Raw genomic sequence first — 20,881 nt, forward strand, 5'->3', positions numbered from 1 at the left:
GGGGCACCGCGACGCCCGGACAACCTTATGGTGGGGACCCTTGGAGGGGGAGGGGGGAAGCCCCACGGCCCGTTCGGGCGGAGCGGCGTCAGGCGTGCGCACCCGCCGGGGCGGGCCGCTCGCCGCCGACCCCGAGCCCGCCCAGCACGAAGGTCTCGTCCACCTGGGTCGCGAGGTCGACGCCGACCTTGGCGTTGGCCCAACTCTGCGCGTTGCGCACGTGGAAGAGCACGGCCTGCTCGGTGTAGCGCCGCACGTCCCGCTGCCCGTACGCGGACTCGGCCTCGGCCCGCAGCTCCTCCAGGACGACCCGGTTGGCCGGCTCCAGCGACTTCAGCGGCGGCTCGGCGCCCTGCTCCAGACGGCGCACCCAGTCCGAGTGCCCGAAGGTGGTGAGCAGGTCGTCGCCGACCTCCCGGCGCAGGAACGCCAGGTCGTCCGGGCCCTGTACCTTGTTGCCGATCACCCGCAGCCGGACGCCGAAGTCGCGGGCGTAGTCCTTGTACTGGCGGTAGACGGAGACGCCCTTGCGGGTCGGCTCGGCCACCAGGAAGGTCAGGTCGAAGCGGGTGAACAGGCCGGAGGCGAAGGAGTCCGAGCCCGCCGTCATGTCGGTGACCAGGTACTCGTCGGGGCCGTCCAGCAGGTGGTTGAGCAGCAGTTCCACCGCGCCGACCTTGGAGTGGTAGCAGGCCACCCCCAGGTCCTCCTCGGTGAAGGCGCCGGTCGCCAGCAGCCGGACCGAGCCCTCGTCCAGGGCGATCGGGCGGGCGCAGGCGGCGTAGACCGGGTTCTCCTCGACGATCCGCAGCAGGCGCGAACCCCGGCCGGGCGGCGTGGTCTTGATCATCTCGTCGGCCGAGCGGATCAGCGGATTGCTGCCGCGCAGGTACTCCTTGATCTCCGGCAGGTGCGCGCCGAGCGAGGGCAGCTCCGCGGCCTGGGCATCCGTCAGACCCAGGGCCGGGCCCAGGTGCTGGTTGATGTCGGCGTCGACGGCGATGACCGGCCGGCCCACGGCGGCCAGATGGCGGATGAACAGTGCGGACAGCGTGGTCTTCCCGCTGCCGCCCTTGCCGACGAAGGCGATCTTCATCTGGGACTCCGGCTCTCGCTCTGGGCCCGCGCTCGGGGGCCACCTGCTCAGGGGTCGCACATGTCGAGGCCCCTAAGTGGAAATAGTTATCGTCTCCGATAGTGGCCATGCTAGCCGGGGTTTGGGCCTCCTCGGCGGAGGGAAGTGAGGATTGCCTCTAACGGGTGATCCGGGGTTGCTGTTCCGGGAGGGGCCGGCTGTTCATTACTCTCGGGTAGGTGAGCACTGGAACAGATCCCCTCGCCCCGCTGGCCCAGCTCCCCGGGGTGCCCGACGCCGTGGCCGAGGTGCGCAAGGCCGTCGACCGGCTCTACGGCCACCGGGTGATGCGCCGCCGCGCGGCCGAGGTCACCTCCGAGTCCGCGCTGCGCGGCGCCCGCGCGTCGGCGGCGCTGGCCGGGGCCGACTGGCCGCTGGAGGAGGTCCGGCGCCGCAGCGACTTCAGCGCGGACCCCGAGGCCCGGACGGTCGGCGCGGCCCTGCGGATCGCCGCCGAGGCCGGCCAGCTGCTCAGCATCTGGCGGCACTCGCCGCTCCAGGTGCTGGCCCGGCTGCACCTGCTCGCCGTCGGCGACGGCGACGGCGAGCCGTCCGCCGGGCGGCCCCGCCGCGCGGGCGAAGGCGTCGAGGAGCTGTTCCCGCTGGGGCTCAAGCCGGTGGAGAGCGTCGAGGTCGCCCAGGTGGACGAGCCGCTGCCGGTGCTGCCGCCCGCCCCGGGTGCCGAGGAGGTCGCGGCCCGGCTCGACCAGCTCTCCCGGCTGCTGGTGGCGCGCGCCGAGGGCCAGGGCGTGGGGACGCCGGCCCTGGTGGTCGCCTCCGTGGTGCACGGCGAACTGCTCGCGCTGCGGCCGTTCGGCGCGTACAACGGCGTGATCGCGCGGGCCGCCCAGCGGATCGTGCTGCTCGCCGAGGGGCTCGACCCGAAGTCGATCTGCCCGGCCGAGGTCGGGCTGGCGGAACTCGGCACCGACGCCTACCGGCGGGCCCTGGCCGGCTACCTGGCGGGCACGCCCGAGGGGATGGCGGCCTGGATCGCGCACTGCGGGCGGGCGCTGCGGCTCGGGGTGCGGGAGAGCACGGCGGTCTGCGAGGCGATGCAGCGCGGGATGGTCTGAGCGGGCGCGGGAGGGGCGCGGGCGGGGGCGCGGGCTCATCCGGAGCTTCTGGCGCTTCTGACACGAAGATGCGGCGGCACCTGATCCTGCCTGGTGCCGCCGCTGGTGCAGATACCGGGTGACCATGCATGCACCGGAAGTGCTGATCAGACGGGGATCCTGCCCGTTCGTCTGGTCCAGCGGCCCGACAGCGGGTCGGCTGCATGTGGGTGCTCGGTCATCTGTACACGCGGTCCGTGGGGCCTTAACTGCGTTGTCGGTTTGACCTCTTCGGGTCCTGACCGGGTCTCGCGGGCCGTGCTTCATTTGTATCGCGTTTCGGGCGAAAGGGGAACCCGAAAAGTGAACTCTGTGCTGATTGTCTGATTTGCCTGCGTTGCGAGGCCTGCGGTGGGTGGCTCAGGCCTCCGGACGGCGCCGGTGGGCCAGGTACCAGATGACCCCGGCGGTCACGGCCGCCGTCCCGATCGCCACGGCCGTCAGCACCGAGCCGCTCGGCGCGGAGAACTCCGGGAGCCGCCGCCGCAGTTCCACCGGCCGGTCGAAGACCAGCACCGGCCACTCCCGGGCCTGGGCCTCCTTCCGCAGCGCGCGGTCGGGATTGACCGTCGACGGGTGGCCGACGGCCTCCAGCAGCGGCAGGTCGGTGGAGGAGTCGCTGTAGGCGTAGGAAGCGGCCAGGTCGTAGCCCTCGGACTCGGCCAACTCCCGGATGGCGGCGGCCTTGTTCTCGGCGTAGGCGTAGTACTCGATCTCGCCGGTGTAGCAGCCGTCCTCGACCTTGAGCCGGGTGGCGATCACGTGGTCCGCGCCGAGCAGCGCGCCGATCGGCTCGACCACCTCGGAGCCCGAACTGCTGACGATCACCACGTCCCGACCGGCCGCGTGGTGCTGCTCGATCAGTGAGGCGGCCTCGTCGTAGATGATCGGGTCGATCAGGTTGTGCAGCGTCTCCGCGACGATCTCGCGGACCTGCTGGACGTTCCAGCCCCGGGTGAGCGAGGAGAGGTACTCGCGCATCTTCTCCATCTGGTCGTGGTCCGCGCCACCGACCAGGAAGACGAACTGGGCGTACGCGCTGCGCAGTACGGCCCGACGGTTGATCAGACCGCCCTGGTAGAACGGGCGGCTGAAGGCCAGCGCGCTCGACTTGGCGATGATGGTCTTGTCCAGGTCGAAGAAGGCCGCCGTGCGCGGCCCGCCCGGCCTGGGGCGAACGGGTGAGCGGGTCTGCGCGGGCCCGGTGGCCTCGCCCGGGGACTCGTCGGCGTGGTCGTCGGCGTTCTCGGTGGTGTCCACGGGAACCGAGGATAGAGGGAGCCGCAAAACAGGCCGCCATTCGGTGTACTCGTGGGCGTGCGGGTTTGTGTTTCTGGCCGCTCGGGTACACCATGGAAGTCACGGATCGTTCGCGACCGTGCTAACCCGGTCCGGCTCCTCCCCCCCGAGTCGGGCTGTGGATAGACGACCCCCGCTCTCCCCCCCGGCGGGGGTCGTCGCACGTCCGGGGCCATTTTCAGGGCCTGAAGGCCCTTCGCGGCGAGCGCCGCGGCCGCCCCGCCGACGGTGTACAGGGGGTGTCGACACCCTGGTCCACTGACCACCTTTCGTCACTCTGTGTCGCCATTTGCTCATGGCTGCCCATGGCTCTTCGGCTGGTTCCGATCGGTGGGCCGGGCTGCTGCGGCGGGGTGTCCGAGCGGCCTCCGGGAGGGTCCGCCGGGTGGCCGGCGGGGGGCGCGACGGGCTTCCGGTTCATCTCCGTGATCCCCGATCGTCAATTCTTTGACGATTAATCCCCCGCCCGGGTGAACGTTTTCCTCCACAGCCCACGAGTTATCCACAGGGATTCGCATCGTGGATGACGGAATCCCGATCTCCCCCCACCGTGATGGTCGGCGGCGGTCGCCGGGCGGATCTCACCTCCCTCTCTCCCACGAGGTCTGCCGGGCGGCCGTTCGCCGGAACCGTCCGACGTGCGCCCCGGACCGCCCCTGGCGGCCGTCGGCGCAGAGGGGAGCCCGCCATGTCGACGCCGATCGCCGACCACGCCACCACCGAAGGGCCCGGGGCCACCGGTCCGCTCGTCGTCACCGAGGACGAGGGCCTGGCCGAGCACCTGCTGCGGCTCTGCGCGGCCGCCGGCACCGAACCGAGGCTGATCCGGGGCGCACCACCGCCGCGCGAGCTCTGGGAGGGCGCCTCACTGGTGCTCATCGGGGACGACCAGGCCGCCCGGTGCGCCGGGCTCGGCCGGCGCGGCGGGGTGCTGCTGCTCGGGCTGGACCTCGACGACGCCGGGGTGTGGGTCAGAGCCGTCCAACTCGGCGCCGAGCACGTGCTGTTCCTCCCCGACGCCGAAGCCTGGCTGCTCGACCGGATCGCCGACGCGGCCGAGGGCGCCGGCTCCCCGGCGCTCACCGTCGCCGTGCTCGGCGGCCGGGGCGGGGCCGGGGCCTCGACCCTGGCCTGCGCCCTCGCGGTCACGGCCGCGCGGGCGGGGCGGCGGACGATGCTCATCGACGGAGATCCGCTGGGCGGCGGCCTCGACATCCTGCTCGGCGGCGAGGCGGCCCGCGGGCTGCGCTGGCCCGATCTGGCCGGTTCGCGCGGGCGGGTCAGCGGGGTCGAACTGGCCAGGGCGCTACCGGTGCTCAAACGGATCTCCGCGCTCTCCTGCCTGTCCTGGGACCGCGGCGACACCCTGACCGTGCCGCCGGAGGCCATGCGCAGCGTGCTGGCCGCCTCCCGGCGGCGCGGCGGGCTGGTCGTCGTCGACGTGCCGCGCCATCTCGACGCGGCCGCCGGGCAGGCGCTGGAGCAATCCGACCTGGCGCTGCTGGTGGTGCCGGCCGAACTGCGCGCGGTGGCCGCCGCCGACCGGGTCGCGGCGGCCGCCCGGATGCGGCTCGGGGACGTCCGGGCGGTGGTGCGGTCACCGCGCACCTTCGGACTCCCGGCCCACCGCATCGCCCGCGGGCTGCGGCTGGAGCTCGCGGGGGAGTTGGAGCCGGAGCCCGGCCTGGCGGAGGACGTCGAGAAGGGCGTCCCGCCCGGCATCCGGGACGGCGGCCCGCTCGCGCGCTTCTGCGAGACCTTCCTGGACGAGGTGTTGCCGCCGGTGCCGGCGGTCGGAGGAGGTGTGTACTGATGGTCCGTCTGCGCAGAACAGGCCCCACCGTGCGGGCGGGGGGCGGTCCGAAGAGTCGGGGCGACGGTGCGCGGGAGCACCGGCCGCTCAGGAGCGTGCCGCCGCCCGGCGGGCCACCCGAGGCGCCGCGCCACCCCTGCCCGTACGGGCGCACCGCCCGGGAGGAGCGGACGGCGGAGCTGGTGGACGCGGTCCGGTTGCGGCTGGCCGAGTCGGGTGCCGCCCCGACGGCGGGGTCGGTCGCGGCCGTGCTGCGGGCCACCCGGCCGCCGCTCGGCGGGGACGAAGTCCTGGACACCGTGCGCTCGCTGCGCGCCGAACTGGTGGGTGCGGGCCCGCTGGAGCGGCTGCTGGCGGCGCCCGACGTCACGGACGTCCTGGTGAACGGTCCGGACGAGGTGTGGGTCGACCGTGGCGGCGGCCTGCACCGGGCCACCGGAATCCGGTTCGCCGACGCCGAGGCGGTACGGCGGCTGGCCCACCGGCTGGCCACCGCGGCCGGACGGCGGCTGGACGACGCGCGGCCCTGGGTGGACGCCCGGCTGCCGGACGGCACCCGCCTGCACGCCGTGCTGCCGCCGATCGCGGCCGGCTGCACGCACATCTCGCTGCGGGTCTGCCGGCCCCAGCCGTTCACGCTCGACGAACTGGTGGCGGGCGGGGCGCTGCCGCCGGAGGGCGCCGGCCTGCTGGCCGGCATCCTGCGGGCCAGGCTGTCGCTGCTGGTGTCCGGCGGGACGGGCACGGGCAAGACCACGCTGCTCGCGGCCTTGCTCGGCCTGGTCGGGCCGGAGGAGCGGATCGTCATCGCGGAGGACTCCGCCGAACTGCGGCCGGCCCATCCGCACGTCGTCCGGTTGCAGAGCAGACCGCCCAACCAGGAGGGGCTGGGTGAGCTCACGCTGCGGGACCTCGTCCGGCAGGCACTGCGGATGCGTCCGGACCGGCTGGTGATCGGAGAGGTCCGCGGGGCCGAGGTGTCGGACCTGCTGGCCGCGCTGAACACCGGGCACGAAGGCGGCTGCGGCACGGTGCACGCCAACACGGCGGCGGACGTGCCGGTCCGGCTGGAGGCGCTGGGCTCGCTCGCCGGGCTCGACCGGCCCGCGCTGCACAGCCAACTCCGGGCCGCGCTCGACTTGGTGGTGCACCTGGTCAGGGAGCCGGGCTCGGGGCGCCGACGGGTGGCGGAGATCCACACGTTGGCCGCCGGCCGTGACGGCCTGGCCGTCACCACCCCGGCGGTGGAGTTCCCGGTGGCGGGCGGTCTGGTCCCCGGGGCGGGTTGGGAGCGACTGGTCGGGCTGCTGGCGGTGCGCGGGGTGTCGCTCGCTGCGGGGTCGACGTGACGGCGGCGGTGGCCGGGTTGGTGGGTGCGGCCGGGTTGGCGAGTGCGGCCGTTCGGGCGGCGGAACTCGCGTTCGTCCTGCTGCTGGGCGGGTGCGTGGCGGGCGCCCTGACGCTGCTCGGGGCGTGGAACAGGAAAGACCGACGACCGGGAGGGTCCTGACGTGATGAGTGATCAGAGTTCTTTCTGCTGGGCATTGGTGCTGTGCCTGCTGGCCGTCGCCGCATGGCGTGCGGTGCAGGAACAGCTGCCGGGCGGGCGGCGGTACAGGCTGGTGCTGGCGGGCAGCGGGCCCCCGCCCGTTCCGGTGCCGGGCCCGCCGGCGGTGACCGCGGGGCGCGCCCGGCCGCGGACGTCCGACTGGCCGGCGCCCGAACTGTTGCTCCTGCCGGTGGGGTTGGCGGCCGGGCAGGCGACCTCCTCGCCGCTGCCGGTGCTCGCCGCCGGGCTGGCCGTACTGCCGCTGCGGCGTTGGCGGCTGCGACGGCGCGTGACGGTGGAGGCCGGGCGGCGAGCGGCCGCCGTGGTGGAGCTCTGCACAGGGCTGGCAGGGGAGTTGCGCGGCGGGGCGACGCCGGAGCAGGCGTTGCACCTGGTCACGGCCCGCCTCGCGGCCGACCCGGACGGGCTGCGCCGACTCGGCGAGGAACCGGTGGCGCGGCTCGCGGCGGGCCGGTACGGCGGGGACGTGCCCGCCGCGCTGCACCTGCTCGCCGAACTGCCGGGTGGGAGCGGGGCGTCGGCGATCGCGGCCTGCTGGCGGGTCGCCTCCGACGGCGGGTCGGGGCTGGCCGTCGCGCTGGACCGGGTGGCGGAGGCGCTGCGCGGCGAGCGGGCGCTGGCGGAGGAGATTGCCGGGGAACTGGCGGGGCCGCGGACCACGATCGCCGTCCTGGCCGCCCTGCCGGCCGCCGGGCTGCTGCTGGGGGCGGCGCTCGGGGCCGGGCCGGTGGGCATCCTGCTGCACACGCCGGCCGGGCTGGGGTGCCTCGCGGCGGGGGCGGCACTGGAGGGCCTGGGCGTGTTCTGGACGGCCCACATCGTCCGGGCGGCGACTCAGGGCGCTCAGGGCGCCCTGGAGGCTCCCCGGCGGGCTGCCGGGGAGCGGGGCGCTGGTGGCGGCGGGAGCTGCGGGCTCTCACGGGTACGGGCGCGGGCGGAGGTGGTGTCGGGGTGATCCGGGGAGTCGGGTGGGTGATCGCCGGGGGTCCGGTGGTGGTGGCCGGTGTGGTGCTGGTGCGCGGGTGGGCGCGACAACGGCGGTTGTTCGGGCGGGTGTTGGTGCGAGTGCCGCCGGCATCTGGTGGTGGCGGCGGTCGTGGTGGCGGGCGTTGGCGGCCTGTGGCTCTGGCTGTGGGCGCCGGGGCCGGCGCGGCGGTGTTGCTCGGCGGCGCCGTCGGGGTGGTCGTCGGGGCGCTGCTGGCGGCGGGCGTGCACCGGTGGTCGGCCCGGGTGCGGTCCCCGACGGAGCGGCGGGCGGTCCTGGAGGAGGAGCTGCTGACCAGGCAACTCCCGCTGAGTGCCGAGCTGTTGGCGGCCTGCCTCGGTTCGGCGGCCTCACCCTCGGCAGCGGTGTCGGCGGTCGGCCGGAGCGTGGGGGCACCGATGGGGCCCCGGCTGGTCGCGATCGGTGCCGAACTGGCCCTGGGTGCGCCGCCGGAACTGTGCTGGAGCCGTTTGGGCGAGCAGCACCCGTCGCTGGCCCCGCTGGCCCGCTGCCTGGTCCGGACTAGCCTCGGCGGGGCTCCGGCGGCCGGGCCCTTGATCGGGCTCGCGCAGGGGCGGCGGACGGCGGCGGCCCGGGCGGCCCAAGCCCGGGTCCGCCGGGCGGGGGTGCTCGCCACCGCTCCGCTCGGGCTCTGCTTCCTCCCGGCCTTCGTCCTGATCGGCGTGGTGCCGGTCGTCATCGGCCTCACCACCCGCTTCGCCCAGGGCGGGTGAACGCGGGGCCGCGCCAAGCGGATCGGCGGCGGAGCCGTGGGCAGCGGCGTCGGCGGCAGCCGCGTAGGAGGCATCGGGGACATCGGTATGGCGGGGCATCGGTATTTCGGAATTTCGGAGACAGGAGAGATTCATGACCGCAGTGATCGCAACGAGGCCCGGCAGCGGGCGCGCGCTCCGTCAGGCGCCCGGGGTGTGGCGGCGCAGGAGCCGCTGGGCGGCCCGCCGGATGCGCGGGATGGCCCGGAGCCGGGGCCGGTCGGACGCCGGGATGACCACGGCGGAATACGCCGTCGGCACCTTGGCCGCGTGTGCCCTCGCGGCCGGGCTGTACAAGGTGGTGACCAGCGCGACCATCATGGGGGCGCTGACCGATTCACTGGAACGGGCGCTTCATGCGACCTAGCGACCGTCCGCGAACTCCCGCCTGCGCGGCGGCGTTGGGGGACGCGTCTCGTCGCGTTGCCGTCGGCCGGCAGGCGTCCCCCGGCCTTCGGCCGGGAGGTGCCCCCTCCGGGTCGGGCCCCTCCGCTGCCGTTCGGTGCGCGCACCCCGACGCCGCCGCGCACCGCCTCCGGGTGGATGGCGGGAGGCCGAAGGCTCGCCCTGGCCTGGCGGCGGCACGTGGTGGCGGGCGGGCGCGGTCGCTGCGGCCGGGCCGTCGCGGCGATGCGGGCTTCGTCACGGCGGAGACCGCGGTGGCCCTGCCGGCGCTCGTCCTGCTCGCGGCGATGCTGATCTGGGGCGTACTGGCGGCGGCCGCGCAGATCCGCTGTGTGGACGCGGCCCGGGTCGGGGCCAGGGCGGCCGCACGCGGGGAGGCGGACGCCGCCGAACTCGCCCGCGCGGCCGCGCCGCCGGGAGCCCAGGTGCGGGTGGCGATGGCGGCGGAGGTGGTGCGGGTGGAGGTGGACGCGCCGTGCGGGGCGCCGGGCAGGCTCGGCGGACTGCTCACGGTACGGCTGGGCGCGACCGCGGTGGCGGCGCGGGAGGACACCCTCGTGGGGGCCACGGGAGGTGCGGTAATCGCGGGAGGTGGTGGTTCATGGCCGGCCTGACCGGGGTTCGGTTGGGGGCGCGGCGGTGGGCGAGGACTCGTACCGCCCGGGCGGCCGCCGTCGGCGGGCGCGGGCCGGACGCCGGTTCGGCGACGGTCTGGCTGCTCGCCCTGGCGATGCTCGGCACGGCGGTCTTCGCCGGGACGATCGCGGTCGGAGCGGTGGTCGCCGCGCGGCACCGGGCCGAGTCGGCCGCCGACCTGGCGGCGCTCGCGGCCGCGGACCGGCTGCTGCTGGACCCGGACGGCGGGTGCGGGCGGGCCGAGGGGATCGCCGCCGCGCAGGGCGCCGGTCTGGTGTCCTGCACGGTGGACCGGACGGGGGACGCCGTCGAGGTGGTGGCCGAGGTGACGGTCGGTGGGCTGCCGGCGCGTCTGCCGGTCGGCCCGGCGCGGGCGAGGGCGCGGGCCGGGCCGGTGCGGGCCGCGGTCACCGCCGCCGAGGACGGCCTCGGCGGGCCGACCGGCGGCTCGGCGGCGGGCTCATGAGCCGGTCGGCGGCCCACCGTCCGCGCTCGGCTCGGGCTTCGCCCCGGAGTCCTTCTCGGGGTCCGTCTCGTGGTCCGTTTCGGAGCTCGCTGAGGGGTTCGCTGAGGGGTTCGCTGAGGGGTCCGCTGAAGGGCCTGTTGAGGAGTCTGCTGAGGGAGTCGCCGCTCCAGGGTCCACTGAGGGGTCCGCCGTCCTGGAGCCTGCCGTCCTGGAGCCTGCCGTCCGGGCGCCTGCCGTCGTGGGGGCGCCGGCCAGCAGGACATCCAGCAGTTGGACGGCTGCGGCCTTGTCCAGCGGCTCGTTCCCGTTGCCGCACTTGGGTGACTGGACGCAGGACGGGCAGCCGCGCTCGCACTCGCAGGAGGCGATCGCCTCGCGCGTGGCCGTCAGCCACTCGACGGCCCGCTGGAAGCCGCGTTCGGCGAAGCCGGCCCCGCCCGGGTGGCCGTCGTAGACGAACACGGTGGGCAGTTCGGTGTCGGGGTGCAGCGGAACGGAGACGCCGCCGATGTCCCAGCGGTCGCAGGTGGCGAACAGCGGCAGCAGGCCGATCGAGGCGTGCTCGGCGGCGTGGGCGGCGCCGGGCAGCTGGTCGAGCGGAAGGTCCGCGTCCAGCAGCTGGCCCTCGGTGACGGACCACCAGACCGCGCGGGTGCGCAGCGTGCGGGGCGGCAGGTCGAGCTTGCTCTCGCCCATGATCTCCCCGGTGGAGATCCGCTTCCGGAGGTAGCCGACCACCTGGTTGACCACCTCCACCGAACCGAAGCTGAGCCGGCCCTCGCCCCAGGGAACGGTGGTGTCGGTGTCGAGCACGGAGATGGAGGTGATGTCGCGGGCGGCCGTGGTGTACGGCGGGTCGGCCGGCTCGACCAGGGCGACCGAGTTCTCCAGGTCGAGTTCCCGGACCAGGAAGGTGCGGCCCTGGTGCAGGTGGACGGCCCCGGTGTGGACGGTGGTGTGGGCGGCCGCGGCGTCCACCGTGCCGAGCAGGCGGCCGGTGTCGGCCTCGACGATCTGCACCGGGCTGCCGCCGCTGCCGCGCAGGTCGACGGCGTCGGCCGCGCGTTCGCGGCGGGTCCAGTACCAGGAACCGTCGCTGCGCCGGCGCAGCAGGCCGCGCCGTTCCAGGACGGGCAGCAGCGGTGCGGTGGAGGGGCCGAACAGCTCCAGGTCGGCGTCGGTGAGCGGGAGTTCGGCGGCTGCCGCGCACAGGTGCGGCGCGAGCACGTGGGGGTTGTCCGGGTCGAGCACGGTGGCTTCGACGGGCGCCGCGAACAGCGCCTCCGGGTGGTGCACCAGGTAGGTGTCCAGCGGGTCGTCCCGGGCGATCAGGACGGCCAGTGCGCCCTGGGCCTCGCGGCCCGCCCGCCCGGCCTGCTGCCAGAGCGAGGCCCGGGTGCCGGGGTAGCCGGCCATCAGGACGGCGTCGAGGCCGGAGACGTCGACGCCGAGTTCGAGAGCGGAGGTGGAGGCGAGTCCGAGCAGCCGGCCGCTGTGCAGCGCGCGTTCCAGGGCCCGGCGTTCGTCGGCGAGGTAGCCGCCGCGGTAGGCGGCCACCCGGTCGGCGAGCGGTCGGCCGAGCTGGTCCTGGGTCTGGAGGGCGACGAGTTCGGCGGCCCGGCGGGAGCGGACGAAGACGACGGTGCGGGTCTGGCGCTCGACCAGGTCGGTCAGCAGGTGCGCGGCCTCGGCGGTGGCCGTGCGGCGGACGGGCGCGCCGTGTTCGCCGACGTTCTCGGTCAGCGGCGGCTCCCAGAGGCCGAAGACCATCGGTCCGCGCGGCGAGGCGTCCTCGGTGACCGCCCGGGCGGGCAGGCCGGTCAGGCGCTCGGCGGTGGCGGCCGGGTCGGCGGTGGTGGCGGAGGCGAGCAGGAAGGTGGGTGACGAACCGTATCGGGCGCAGATGCGGCGCAGCCGTCGGAGCACCTGGGCGACGTGCGAGCCGAACACGCCCCGGTAGCTGTGGCACTCGTCGACGACTACGTAGCGCAGCACCTTGAGGAAGGAGGCCCAGCGGGCGTGGGCGGGCAGGATGCCGCGGTGCAGCATGTCCGGGTTGGTGAGCACGTACGAGGCGTACTGGCGGACCCACTCGCGTTCCTCGGGCGGGGTGTCGCCGTCGTAGAGGGCGGGTCGGACCCGGGGCGGGGCGAGTTCGGCGGCCCGGCGGCGCTGGTCGGCGGCGAGCGCCTTGGTCGGGGCGAGGTAGAGCGCGGTGGCGCCGCGGCCGTTGCGGGCCTCGGTGCCGTCCAGCAGGTCGCTGAGGACCGGGGCCAGGTAGCCGAGCGACTTGCCCGAGGCGGTGCCTGTGGCGATCACCACAGTCTGACCGCTTTTGGCCAGATTCATCGCTTCTGCCTGGTGCGCCCAGGGCTGCTCCACGCCGACGGCGAGGGCGGCGGCCACGATCTCGGGCCGGATCGACTCGGGCCACGGCGCATAACGCGCAGGTCGGGCGGGAAGGTGCTCCGTATGGGTGAGCCGGTCGGACCGCCCCCGGCTGGTGGACAGGGTCGTGAGCAGTGCCTCGGGCAGGCTGTGTCGGGGCGGCATGAGGACCCAGTGTGTCACCGGCGTGACGGAGAATCGTCGTAAGCCATCGTGCGGGCATGGTCGCAGGTGGTTGAATGTGGCCGTGACGGCCGGATGGCCGTGGGTCGCAGCGCCGAGGCTTGCCACGTGTGGCTGGGCGCGCCCGGGCTCGCGACCATGCGGTGGCGGCCGGCCGGCCGAGGATCGCACATGACGTAGCAAGGCAAGGTGCTGGAGGTTCCGTGGACCTGTCCCTGTCGACCCGTTCAGTCGGCGATCGTACGGTCGTCGAGGTTGGCGGCGAGATCGATGTGTACACCGCCCCGAAGCTGCGGGAGCAGCTGGTCGAGCTCGTCAACGACGGCAAGTACCACCTCGTCGTCGACATGGAAGGCGTTGACTTCCTCGACTCGACCGGTCTCGGTGTGCTGGTGGGCGGTCTGAAGCGGGTGCGTGCCCACGAGGGCTCGCTGCGCCTGGTCTGCAACCAGGAGCGCATCCTGAAGATTTTCCGCATCACCGGCCTGACCAAGGTCTTCCCGATCCACACCTCGGTGGACGACGCGGTCAACGCGACCGACTGACGCGGCCGGGCCGGCCCGTGCCCGTGGAGGCCGGCCCGTTCGTTCCAAGCGTCCGGGGTGCCGGGGCCTGCGGGCCCCGGTGCTTCCCGGCCGCCCCGGGGCCGGTTCCGCCGGCCCGCAGGGGCCGCATCGTCGGCCCTGGTCGGAGCACCCCGAAGGGGAGAGATGGCAACCGTCGAACTTCGATTCAGTGCGCTTCCGGAGCACGTGCGAACGGCCCGGCTGGTCGCCGCGGCCGTCGCGAGACGGGCCGGGGTCGACGAGTCGGTGCTCGACGAGGTACGGCTCGCGGTCGGTGAGGCCTGCTCCCGTGCGGTCGGCCTGCACCAGCGCGGCGGCATCGGTGGCACGGTCCGGGTCGCGTTGACCGACCAGGAGAAGCGTTTCCTCATCGAGGTCGAGGACGAGGCCGGCCCCGCCGCCGTCCCGGCCCCCGGTGCCGCCGAGGGGGCGGACCCGGACGAGGACACCCTCGGCCTCGCCGTGATCACCGGCCTGGTCGAGGACCTGGAGGTCACCAACGGCACGGACGGCGGCCTGATCCGGATGAGCTGGCCGGTCTCGGTCGAGTCCGTGGTGGTCTGAGGGCCCGGCCTTCGGCGTGCCTCGCGTGCCCGGGGTGGTCCGGGCGTCGGCCCGGTCCTCTGGGATGCGTTGAAACGTTGTTGAATCTGGCGGTTCGCTGCTTCCGGCACGACCGGGTCCGATCGGTGATCGGACCCGTCGCGACAAGGAAGCCCCTGCGGATTCGCATTCTGCGGCCGGTCGACAGGCCAGGCAGGCCGGACAGGCCGCCGCCACGCTGAAGGCCGCACCCACCACCGAGGCGCTCCGGGCCGAGCTGCCGACCAGCTCCTCGGTGAGCACCGGGAGCGAAGAGGTCCGCTTCGGCACGCCGGTCGGCGTGCCGCGCGCCGTCCGGCCCGGCGATCCGATCCGCCCGATCCGCGTCGAGCGCGCCCGAGCGGGGCCGGGCACCCGGTGGGGGCAACCCGGGGCCCGGGAACCGGTCGCCAGGCGGCGGACATCGGCCGTGTAGGTTCGACGACCGAAGACGACCGAAACCGAAAGGCTCCTCCCGGTGAACAAGCGACTGCTGGCCGTACCCGTCCTCGGCGCGCTGCTCGCGTTCGGCGCCGTCGGCTGCGGCGGCGACGACAACGGCAAGCAGCTGGAGTCCTGGGCGTCGAACGTCTGCGGCTCGGCCAAGGACCCGATCGTCCAGGCGCAGGCCGCGCTCGCCGACACCGCCCAGGTGAAGACCGGCGAGACCCCGACCGAGCTGCAGAAGCGGCTCTCGACGGACATCGGGCGGCTGGCCAAGACCAACCAGGACATCGCGGCGGCCATCACCGCAGCCGGGGTGCCCAAGGTGAAGGACGGCGCGAACCTGCAGAAGGACGCCGTCGCCGAGTTGACCAAGGCGGCCGACGGCTATCAGGACATCCAGAAGAAGCTGGACGCCGTGACCAACACCGACCAGTCGAAGTTCGCGGACGGCCTGCGCAGCATCTCGGACCAGATCCAGCAGTTGGCCTCGCTGTCCACGCAGGCGCAGGGCAAGCTGCAGCGCGGCGACCTCGGCGCGGCCATGGCCAAGCAGGACGGCTGCAAGCCCGCCGCCGCGGCCCCGGGCGGCGCGTCCGCCACCCCGAGCGCCGGGGCGCCCGGTGGGACGCCCGCGCCCGGCGCGACGGATGGCGCGAGCCCGTCGACCACCCCCTCCGCGGGCACCGACACCACCCCGGCGAGCCCGCCCGCCGCCCCGCCGACCACCCCGACCACCCCCGTGCCCAGCGCGAGCTGAGCCCGGGGCCGTCGGGCCGGCCGCCCCGGCGCCGCCCCGGCGCCGGTCCGGAGGGTGCCCGACCCTGCCCCCGAAGGCGGCCCCGAAGACGGCCCCCGACCCGCCCCGGACCCGGCGGCCGCCCGGTCCGGGGCGGGGGACAATGGCGGGGTGATCAGTAGCCCCGTTCTCGACCAGACCCGCCTCGCCAAGTTGCGTGAGGCGCTGCTCGCCGCCTCGTTCACCGCCGATGGCTGCCTCGACCTGCTCGGGCCCACCGGCTATGCGGCGTTGGCCCGTAGCGAGGCCGTGCCGGCGCTCCGGGCGACCAGGGGCGGCAGCCCGCTGGAGACGCTGGTCCGGCTGTTCCTGCTCCAGCAGCCGGTGCCGTACCGGGTGGCCGCGGCCGCGCTGCCGGTCGAGGACTGCCTGGCCGACGGCTGGCTGCGCTCCGACGGTGAGCTGGTGCGGGCGACGGTGGACGTCCGGCCGTATGCCAACGAGGTGGCCGGGATGGACAGTTCGGACGCCTGGGTGGTGTCCGACCTGGGCTGCGCGGTGGGTGGCGCGGGCGGTATCGGATCCGGCGAGACCGCGCACGGGGTGGCCCGCAAGGACCTGGTGCTCGGGGTCGGCGGCGCGTCGACGACGCTGGCCAACATCACCGTGCGCCGTCCGGTCCGGTCCGCGCTGGACCTCGGTTCGGGTTCCGGTGTGCAGGCGCTGCACGCGGCCCGGCACGCCGGGCAGGTGACCACCACCGACCTGAACCCCCGCGCGCTGCGCTTCTCCGAGCTGACCCTGGCGCTGTCCGGTTTCGAGCGGCGGGAGGCACTCACCGGCAGCCTCTTCGAGCCGGTCGGGGAGCGCCGGTTCGACCTGATCGTCTCCAACCCGCCGTTCGTGATCTCGCCGACCGGCCGGTTCACCTACCGCGACGGCGGCATGGCCGGCGACGACCTGTGCCGCAGCCTGGTCCGCTCGGCCGCCGACCACCTGGAGCCGGGCGGCTACTGCCAGTTGCTCGCCAACTGGCAGCACGTCAAGGGCGAGGACTGGCACGAGCGGCTGGCCGGCTGGGTGGCGGGCACCGGGCTGGACGCCTGGATCGTCCAGCGGGAGGTCCAGGACGTCGCCCAGTACGCCGAGTTGTGGCTGCGGGACGGCGGCGATCACCGCGGTCCGGGCGGCGACTACCAGGCCCGGTACGGCGAGTGGCTGGACGCCTTCGAGGCGGGCCGGGTCGAGGGTATCGGCATGGGCTGGATCACCCTGCGGGCGAGCGGCGCGGAGCGCCCGACCGTCCGGGTGGAGGAGTGGCCGCACCCGGTGGAGCAGCCGCTGGGCCCGCACATCGAGGAGTGGTTCGACCGGCAGGACTTCCTGCGTTCGCACGACGACGCGGGCCTGCTCGCGACCCGTTACGTGCTGGCCGACGAGGTGGTCCAGGAGCAGGTCGGCGAGCCGGGCGCGGAGGACCCGGAGCACGTGATCCTGCGTCACAACCGGGGCATGCGGCGGGCCACCAAGGTGGACACGGTGGGTGCCGGTTTCGTCGGGGTCTGTGACGGTTCGCTGTCGGCGGGCGAGATCGTGGACGCCATCGCGCAGTTGCTCGGCGAGGACCGGGTGGTGCTGCGGGACCGGGTGCCCGAGTCGCTGCGGCTGCTGACCGAGCAGGGGTTCATCCGCCCGGCAGGCTGATCCGGTTCACCTGGCGCGGCGCGCCTGCACCGCGACGAACCCGGCGCGGCGTCCTCGGGGTGATGCACCCGGGCGTGGCGTCCTCGGTGCGGTGCCCCTGGCGGGGGCGGTCGGCGCCGGTTCACCTTCCCGTACTCCCCGGTTCGTCCGGCGGTCTCCGGTCGGCCGCCGCGCGTTGGCCCCCTGCTGTGAGGCTCTGTCCACAGGCTGTGGACAGAGCTGGGGAGCCGGGGGCCAGGGGTGGACACGACGACGGCGACGGTGGGCGGGCTGGTGCTCGCCCTCTTCGGTGGCGTGCTGCTGCTCTGGTGCGCCGCCGAGGTGCGCCTGCGCCACCGGATGCGCCGCTCGGGGGCGTCGGCGGTGGCCACGGTCGTGGCCGAGGACGAGGCGCACGGCCAGCTCGACAGCGCCCCGTTGCTCTCCTTCTCCGTCCTGCCCCCGGCCGAAGGGGCCGGAGCTGGCCGGATCGCCGAGCTGGTGCTCACCCGTCCGCGCGGACACACCCCGCTGCGCCGTCCGGACCGCTTCACTCCGGGCGCCCCGGTGCGGATCTGCTACGACCCGCGCCGCCCGAGCCGGGTGGTGCTGGCGGCCGGGGAGGTCCGCCGGGCCGCCGTCGCCGACCTGCTGTGGAGCGTGCTCGGCATGGGTTGTCTGGCGGCGGGTGCCGGGCTGCTCGTGGCGGTCAACGGCTGAATCCGGGGCGGTCGGCCGACCTCGGTCGGGCTCGCCGGGAACCGGTGGCCGGCGCCCTGCGGAGGCCTCGCTGCGGCCCTCCGTGGGGCCGTCGATATTCCGTTGACAGATTTTGAAATCCGTCATTCCATCCTCCGGAACCCGCCGAAGCCCCCCTCCACGGGGCGCGAACCTCCGTCATCGGGTTACCGTTCGAGTGGCGTCGGTGAGCCCGGCAAAGTGAAAACGCGGGATCCTTCCGTTTGACAAGAGTGGCCGGGGTACGGTCACACTCCGCTGGTGGGGTCGTCGTACAGCGGCAGCCCCGGGGCGGTGGAGGGGTCGGGCGGAGCGCAGCCCGTGCTGCCGGCGCCGACCAGCCCACATAAGGACCGGGAGAGAAGAGCGAAGGTGTCCCCGAGCAGCGAGACCGCGCACGGACAGCGACTCGTCATTGTCGAGTCGCCGGCCAAGGCGAAGACGATCAAGGGCTACCTGGGCCCCGGCTACATCGTCGAGGCGAGCGTCGGGCACATCCGCGACCTCCCCAGTACCGCGGCGGAGGTCCCGGACAAGTACACCGGCGAGGTGCGCCGCCTCGGGGTGGACGTCGACCACGACTTCGCCCCCATCTACGTGGTCAACGCGGACAAGAAGTCCCAGGTCAGCAAGTTGAAGTCGCTGCTCGCGGAGTCCGACGAGCTCTTCCTCGCCACCGATGAGGACCGCGAGGGCGAGGCCATCGCGTGGCACCTCCAGCAGGTGCTCAAGCCCAAGGTGCCGGTGCACCGGATGGTCTTCCACGAGATCACCAAGACGGCGATCCAGGAGGCGGTGGCCAACCCGCGCGAGCTCAACCAGCGCCTGGTCGACGCCCAGGAGACCCGCCGCATCCTCGACCGCCTCTACGGCTTCGAGGTCTCGCCGGTGCTGTGGAAGAAGGTCATGCCGAAGCTCTCGGCGGGCCGGGTGCAGTCCGTCGCGACCCGGCTGGTGGTCGAGCGCGAGCGCGAGCGGATCGCCTTCCGCACCGCCTCGTACTGGGACCTGGTCGGCACCTTCGGTACCGGCCGCACCCCGGCCGACGCGGCCAACCCGGAGACCCTCGGCGCCCGCCTGTCCTCGGTGGACGGCAAGCGGATCGCCACCGGCCGCGACTTCGGCTCGGACGGCCGACTGAAGGCCGGCAGCGCCAACACGCTGCACCTGGACGAGCAGGCCGCCCGGCAGCTGGCCGCCGCCCTGGAGCAGACCGCGTTCAGCGTCCGCAGCGTCGAGTCCAAGCCCTACCGCCGCTCGCCGTACGCGCCGTTCCGCACCACCACGCTCCAGCAGGAGGCCAGCCGCAAGCTGGGCTTCGGCGCCAAGCGGACCATGCAGGTGGCCCAGAAGCTGTACGAGAACGGCTTCATCACCTATATGCGCACCGACTCCACCACGCTGTCGGAGACCGCGATCTCCGCCGCCCGCGCGCAGGTCACCCAGCTGTACGGGGCCGACTACCTGCCGGACGCCCCGCGCACCTACGCCAGCAAGGTCAAGAACGCACAGGAGGCGCACGAGGCCGTCCGCCCCTCCGGCGACCGCTTCCGCACCCCCGCCGAGACCGGCCTGACCGGTGACGACTTCCGGCTCTACGAGCTGATCTGGATGCGCACCGTCGCCTCCCAGATGAAGGACGCGGTCGGCCAGTCGGTGACCGTCAAGGTCGGCGGCGCGTCCGCGGACGGCCGTGACGTCGAGTTCTCCGCCTCCGGCAAGATCATCACCTTCCACGGCTTCCTCAAGGCCTACGTCGAGGGCGCGGACGACCCGAACGCCGAGCTGGACGACCGCGAGCGCCGGCTGCCGCAGGTCGTCGAGGGCGACCCGCTGGCCGCCGAGCAGCTCACCCCCGAGGGCCACGCCACCAAGCCGCCGGCCCGCTACACCGAGGCCTCGCTGGTCAAGGAGCTGGAGGACCGGGAGATCGGTCGCCCCTCCACCTACGCGTCGATCATCGACACGATCATCCAGCGCCGGTACGTGTTCAAGAAGGGGACGGCGCTCGTCCCGTCCTTCCTCTCCTTCGCCGTGGTCAACCTCCTGGAGAAGCACTTCGGCCGGCTGGTCGACTACGACTTCACCGCCAAGATGGAGGACGACCTCGACCGGATCGCGGCCGGCGAGGCCAAGTCCGTGCCGTGGCTGAAGCGCTTCTACTTCGGCGAGGGCGACGGCCACGCGACCGGCGGCGCCGCCGAGGCCGGCAACGGCGACGGCGACCACCTGGGCGGCCTGAAGGAACTGGTCACCGACCTCGGCGCGATCGACGCCAGGGAGATCAGCTCGTTCCGGATCAGCGACGACATCACCCTGCGGGTCGGCCGCTACGGCCCGTACGTCGAGCGCGCCTCCGACGTCGAGGGCGAGCCCGGCCAGCGCGCCGACATCCCCGACGAGCTGCCGCCGGACGAGCTCACCGTCGAGCTGGCCGAGGAACTGCTGGCCAAGCCCAGCGGCGACTTCGAGCTCGGCCCGGACCCGGTCAGCGGCAACATGCTGGTCGCCAAGGACGGCCGCTACGGCCCCTACGTGACCGAGATCCTGCCCGAGGGCACGCCCAAGACCGGCAAGAACGCGGTCAAGCCGCGCACCGCCTCGCTGCTGAAGACGATGTCGCTGGACGCCGTCACCCTGGAGGACGCGCTGCGGCTGCTCTCGCTGCCGCGCGTGGTCGGCGCCGACGCCGAGGGCGTGGAGATCACCGCGCAGAACGGCCGCTACGGCCCGTACCTCAAGCGCGGCACCGACTCCCGCTCGCTCACCGACGAGGAGCAGATGTTCACGGTCACCCTGGAGGAGGCCCTGGCCATCTACGCCCAGCCCAAGCAGCGCGGCCGGGCCGCCGCCGCCCCGCCGCTCAAGGAGCTGGGCACCGACCCGGTCAGCGAGCGTCCCGTCGTGGTCAAGGACGGCCGCTTCGGACCGTACGTGACCGACGGCGAGACCAACGCCACGCTCCGCAAGGACGACGAGGTCGAGACCATCACGCCGGAGCGCGGCTACGAGCTGCTCGCCGAGAAGCGGGCGCGCGGGCCGGTGAAGAAGACGGCGAAGAAGGCCCCGGCCAAGAAGGCGACCGCCAAGAAGGCGACGGCGACCAAGACCACGGCCACCAAGACCGCGGCCGCGAAGAAGACCGCCGCCAAGAAGACCGCGACGAAGACGACGGCGACGAAGGCGACCGCGGCGAAGAAGACGGCGGCCAAGAAGACCGCCGTCGGGAAGGCCGCGGCCACCGACGAGGGCTGATCTCCTCCGGATCCTCCGGCAGGGGCTCCGTCGGTGCCGCTGCCAGTGCCTTCGCCGGCACCTTCGCCAGTGCCCCGCCAGTGCTTACGGGCCCGCGACCCCACCC

Annotated in this window: 17 protein-coding genes; 14 read left to right on the forward strand and 3 right to left on the reverse strand. The window is 74.1% G+C overall.

The genetic code is table 11. The features are described 5' to 3' along the window. Positions 1-88: 88 nt before the first annotated feature. On the reverse strand, positions 89-1,096 hold the full coding sequence (locus ACFVX9_RS08295) for an ATP-binding protein (RefSeq protein WP_387981001.1): 1,008 nt from the start codon (positions 1,094-1,096) through the stop codon (positions 89-91). A 218-nt stretch (positions 1,097-1,314) separates the two neighbouring features. Here ACFVX9_RS08295 and ACFVX9_RS08300 point away from each other — a divergent pair, with 218 nt between their 5' ends. Next, positions 1,315-2,211, forward strand: coding sequence for an oxidoreductase (locus ACFVX9_RS08300; RefSeq protein WP_387981003.1), 897 nt, complete (start codon positions 1,315-1,317; stop codon positions 2,209-2,211). 399 nt (positions 2,212-2,610) lie between these two features. Here the strand turns inward: ACFVX9_RS08300 and ACFVX9_RS08305 are convergent, their stop codons facing one another. Further along, positions 2,611-3,510: an HAD family hydrolase gene (locus tag ACFVX9_RS08305; RefSeq protein WP_387981005.1), complete on the reverse strand. Its 900-nt coding sequence runs from the start codon at positions 3,508-3,510 to the stop codon at positions 2,611-2,613. A 727-nt stretch (positions 3,511-4,237) separates the two neighbouring features. On the opposite strand from ACFVX9_RS08305, the gene ssd reads away from it, so the two are divergent. The 7 genes from ssd to ACFVX9_RS08340 all read left to right on the forward strand — a co-directional run bounded on the left by ssd (position 4,238) and on the right by ACFVX9_RS08340 (position 10,197). Further along, a complete protein-coding gene (gene ssd, locus ACFVX9_RS08310) occupies positions 4,238-5,362 on the forward strand; it encodes a septum site-determining protein Ssd (protein ID WP_063348677.1) in 1,125 nt (374 codons plus the stop codon). Positions 5,363-5,457: 95 nt separating this feature from the next. After that, complete coding sequence (locus tag ACFVX9_RS08315) at positions 5,458-6,711, forward strand: TadA family conjugal transfer-associated ATPase (RefSeq protein ID WP_387981007.1); 1,254 nt, start codon at positions 5,458-5,460, stop codon at positions 6,709-6,711. A gap of 165 nt (positions 6,712-6,876) precedes the next feature. Then, positions 6,877-7,887, forward strand: coding sequence for a type II secretion system F family protein (locus ACFVX9_RS08320; RefSeq protein WP_380479143.1), 1,011 nt, complete (start codon positions 6,877-6,879; stop codon positions 7,885-7,887). Positions 7,888-8,051: 164 nt separating this feature from the next. Next, positions 8,052-8,651, forward strand: coding sequence for a type II secretion system F family protein (locus ACFVX9_RS08325; protein ID WP_380479140.1), 600 nt, complete (start codon positions 8,052-8,054; stop codon positions 8,649-8,651). A gap of 133 nt (positions 8,652-8,784) precedes the next feature. Next, a complete protein-coding gene (locus ACFVX9_RS08330) occupies positions 8,785-9,057 on the forward strand; it encodes a DUF4244 domain-containing protein (protein ID WP_063348693.1) in 273 nt (90 codons plus the stop codon). Positions 9,058-9,349: 292 nt separating this feature from the next. Beyond that, a complete protein-coding gene (locus tag ACFVX9_RS08335; RefSeq protein ID WP_380479137.1) occupies positions 9,350-9,709 on the forward strand; it encodes a TadE family type IV pilus minor pilin in 360 nt (119 codons plus the stop codon). Beyond that, positions 9,697-10,197, forward strand: a complete 501-nt coding sequence (locus ACFVX9_RS08340; protein WP_380479134.1) for an Rv3654c family TadE-like protein — start codon at positions 9,697-9,699, stop codon at positions 10,195-10,197. Before ACFVX9_RS08335 ends, ACFVX9_RS08340 begins: the two co-directional genes overlap by 13 nt. Here the strand turns inward: ACFVX9_RS08340 and ACFVX9_RS08345 are convergent. Further along, entirely contained in the window at positions 10,192-12,750 is a 2,559-nt protein-coding gene (locus ACFVX9_RS08345) for a DEAD/DEAH box helicase (protein ID WP_387981011.1), read from the reverse strand. The two genes, ACFVX9_RS08340 and ACFVX9_RS08345, sit on opposite strands and share 6 nt — an antisense overlap. Positions 12,751-12,971: 221 nt before the next feature. Between ACFVX9_RS08345 and bldG the strand changes: the two genes are divergently transcribed. The 6 genes from bldG to topA all read left to right on the forward strand — a co-directional run bounded on the left by bldG (position 12,972) and on the right by topA (position 20,775). Then, on the forward strand, positions 12,972-13,313 hold the full coding sequence (bldG, locus tag ACFVX9_RS08350) for an anti-sigma factor antagonist BldG (protein ID WP_049659132.1): 342 nt from the start codon (positions 12,972-12,974) through the stop codon (positions 13,311-13,313). Between the two features lie 165 nt (positions 13,314-13,478). Then, positions 13,479-13,898, forward strand: coding sequence for an ATP-binding protein (locus ACFVX9_RS08355; RefSeq protein ID WP_063348694.1), 420 nt, complete (start codon positions 13,479-13,481; stop codon positions 13,896-13,898). Positions 13,899-14,394: 496 nt separating this feature from the next. Then, positions 14,395-15,120, forward strand: coding sequence for a hypothetical protein (locus ACFVX9_RS08360; RefSeq protein WP_380373022.1), 726 nt, complete (start codon positions 14,395-14,397; stop codon positions 15,118-15,120). A gap of 150 nt (positions 15,121-15,270) precedes the next feature. Next, positions 15,271-16,803: a methyltransferase gene (locus ACFVX9_RS08365; RefSeq protein ID WP_063348696.1), complete on the forward strand. Its 1,533-nt coding sequence runs from the start codon at positions 15,271-15,273 to the stop codon at positions 16,801-16,803. Positions 16,804-17,043: 240 nt separating this feature from the next. Beyond that, complete coding sequence (locus ACFVX9_RS08370) at positions 17,044-17,502, forward strand: DUF3592 domain-containing protein (protein WP_063348697.1); 459 nt, start codon at positions 17,044-17,046, stop codon at positions 17,500-17,502. A gap of 390 nt (positions 17,503-17,892) precedes the next feature. Beyond that, positions 17,893-20,775, forward strand: coding sequence for a type I DNA topoisomerase (topA, locus tag ACFVX9_RS08375; protein WP_380373017.1), 2,883 nt, complete (start codon positions 17,893-17,895; stop codon positions 20,773-20,775). The last annotated feature ends 106 nt before the right edge of the window (positions 20,776-20,881 follow it).

The organism is Kitasatospora sp. NPDC058243 (genome assembly GCF_042882025.1).
GTDB lineage: Bacteria > Actinomycetota > Actinomycetes > Streptomycetales > Streptomycetaceae > Kitasatospora.

Coding starts and splice junctions, on each gene's coding strand:
- ACFVX9_RS08340 (WP_380479134.1), top strand. CDS start 9,697: ATGGCCGGCCTGACCGGGGTTCGGTTGGGGGCGCGGCGGTGGGCGAGG.
- ACFVX9_RS08295 (WP_387981001.1), bottom strand. CDS start 1,096: ATGAAGATCGCCTTCGTCGGCAAGGGCGGCAGCGGGAAGACCACGCTG.
- ACFVX9_RS08345 (WP_387981011.1), bottom strand. CDS start 12,750: ATGCCGCCCCGACACAGCCTGCCCGAGGCACTGCTCACGACCCTGTCC.
- ACFVX9_RS08330 (WP_063348693.1), top strand. CDS start 8,785: ATGACCGCAGTGATCGCAACGAGGCCCGGCAGCGGGCGCGCGCTCCGT.
- ACFVX9_RS08320 (WP_380479143.1), top strand. CDS start 6,877: ATGAGTGATCAGAGTTCTTTCTGCTGGGCATTGGTGCTGTGCCTGCTG.
- ssd (WP_063348677.1), top strand. CDS start 4,238: ATGTCGACGCCGATCGCCGACCACGCCACCACCGAAGGGCCCGGGGCC.
- ACFVX9_RS08355 (WP_063348694.1), top strand. CDS start 13,479: ATGGCAACCGTCGAACTTCGATTCAGTGCGCTTCCGGAGCACGTGCGA.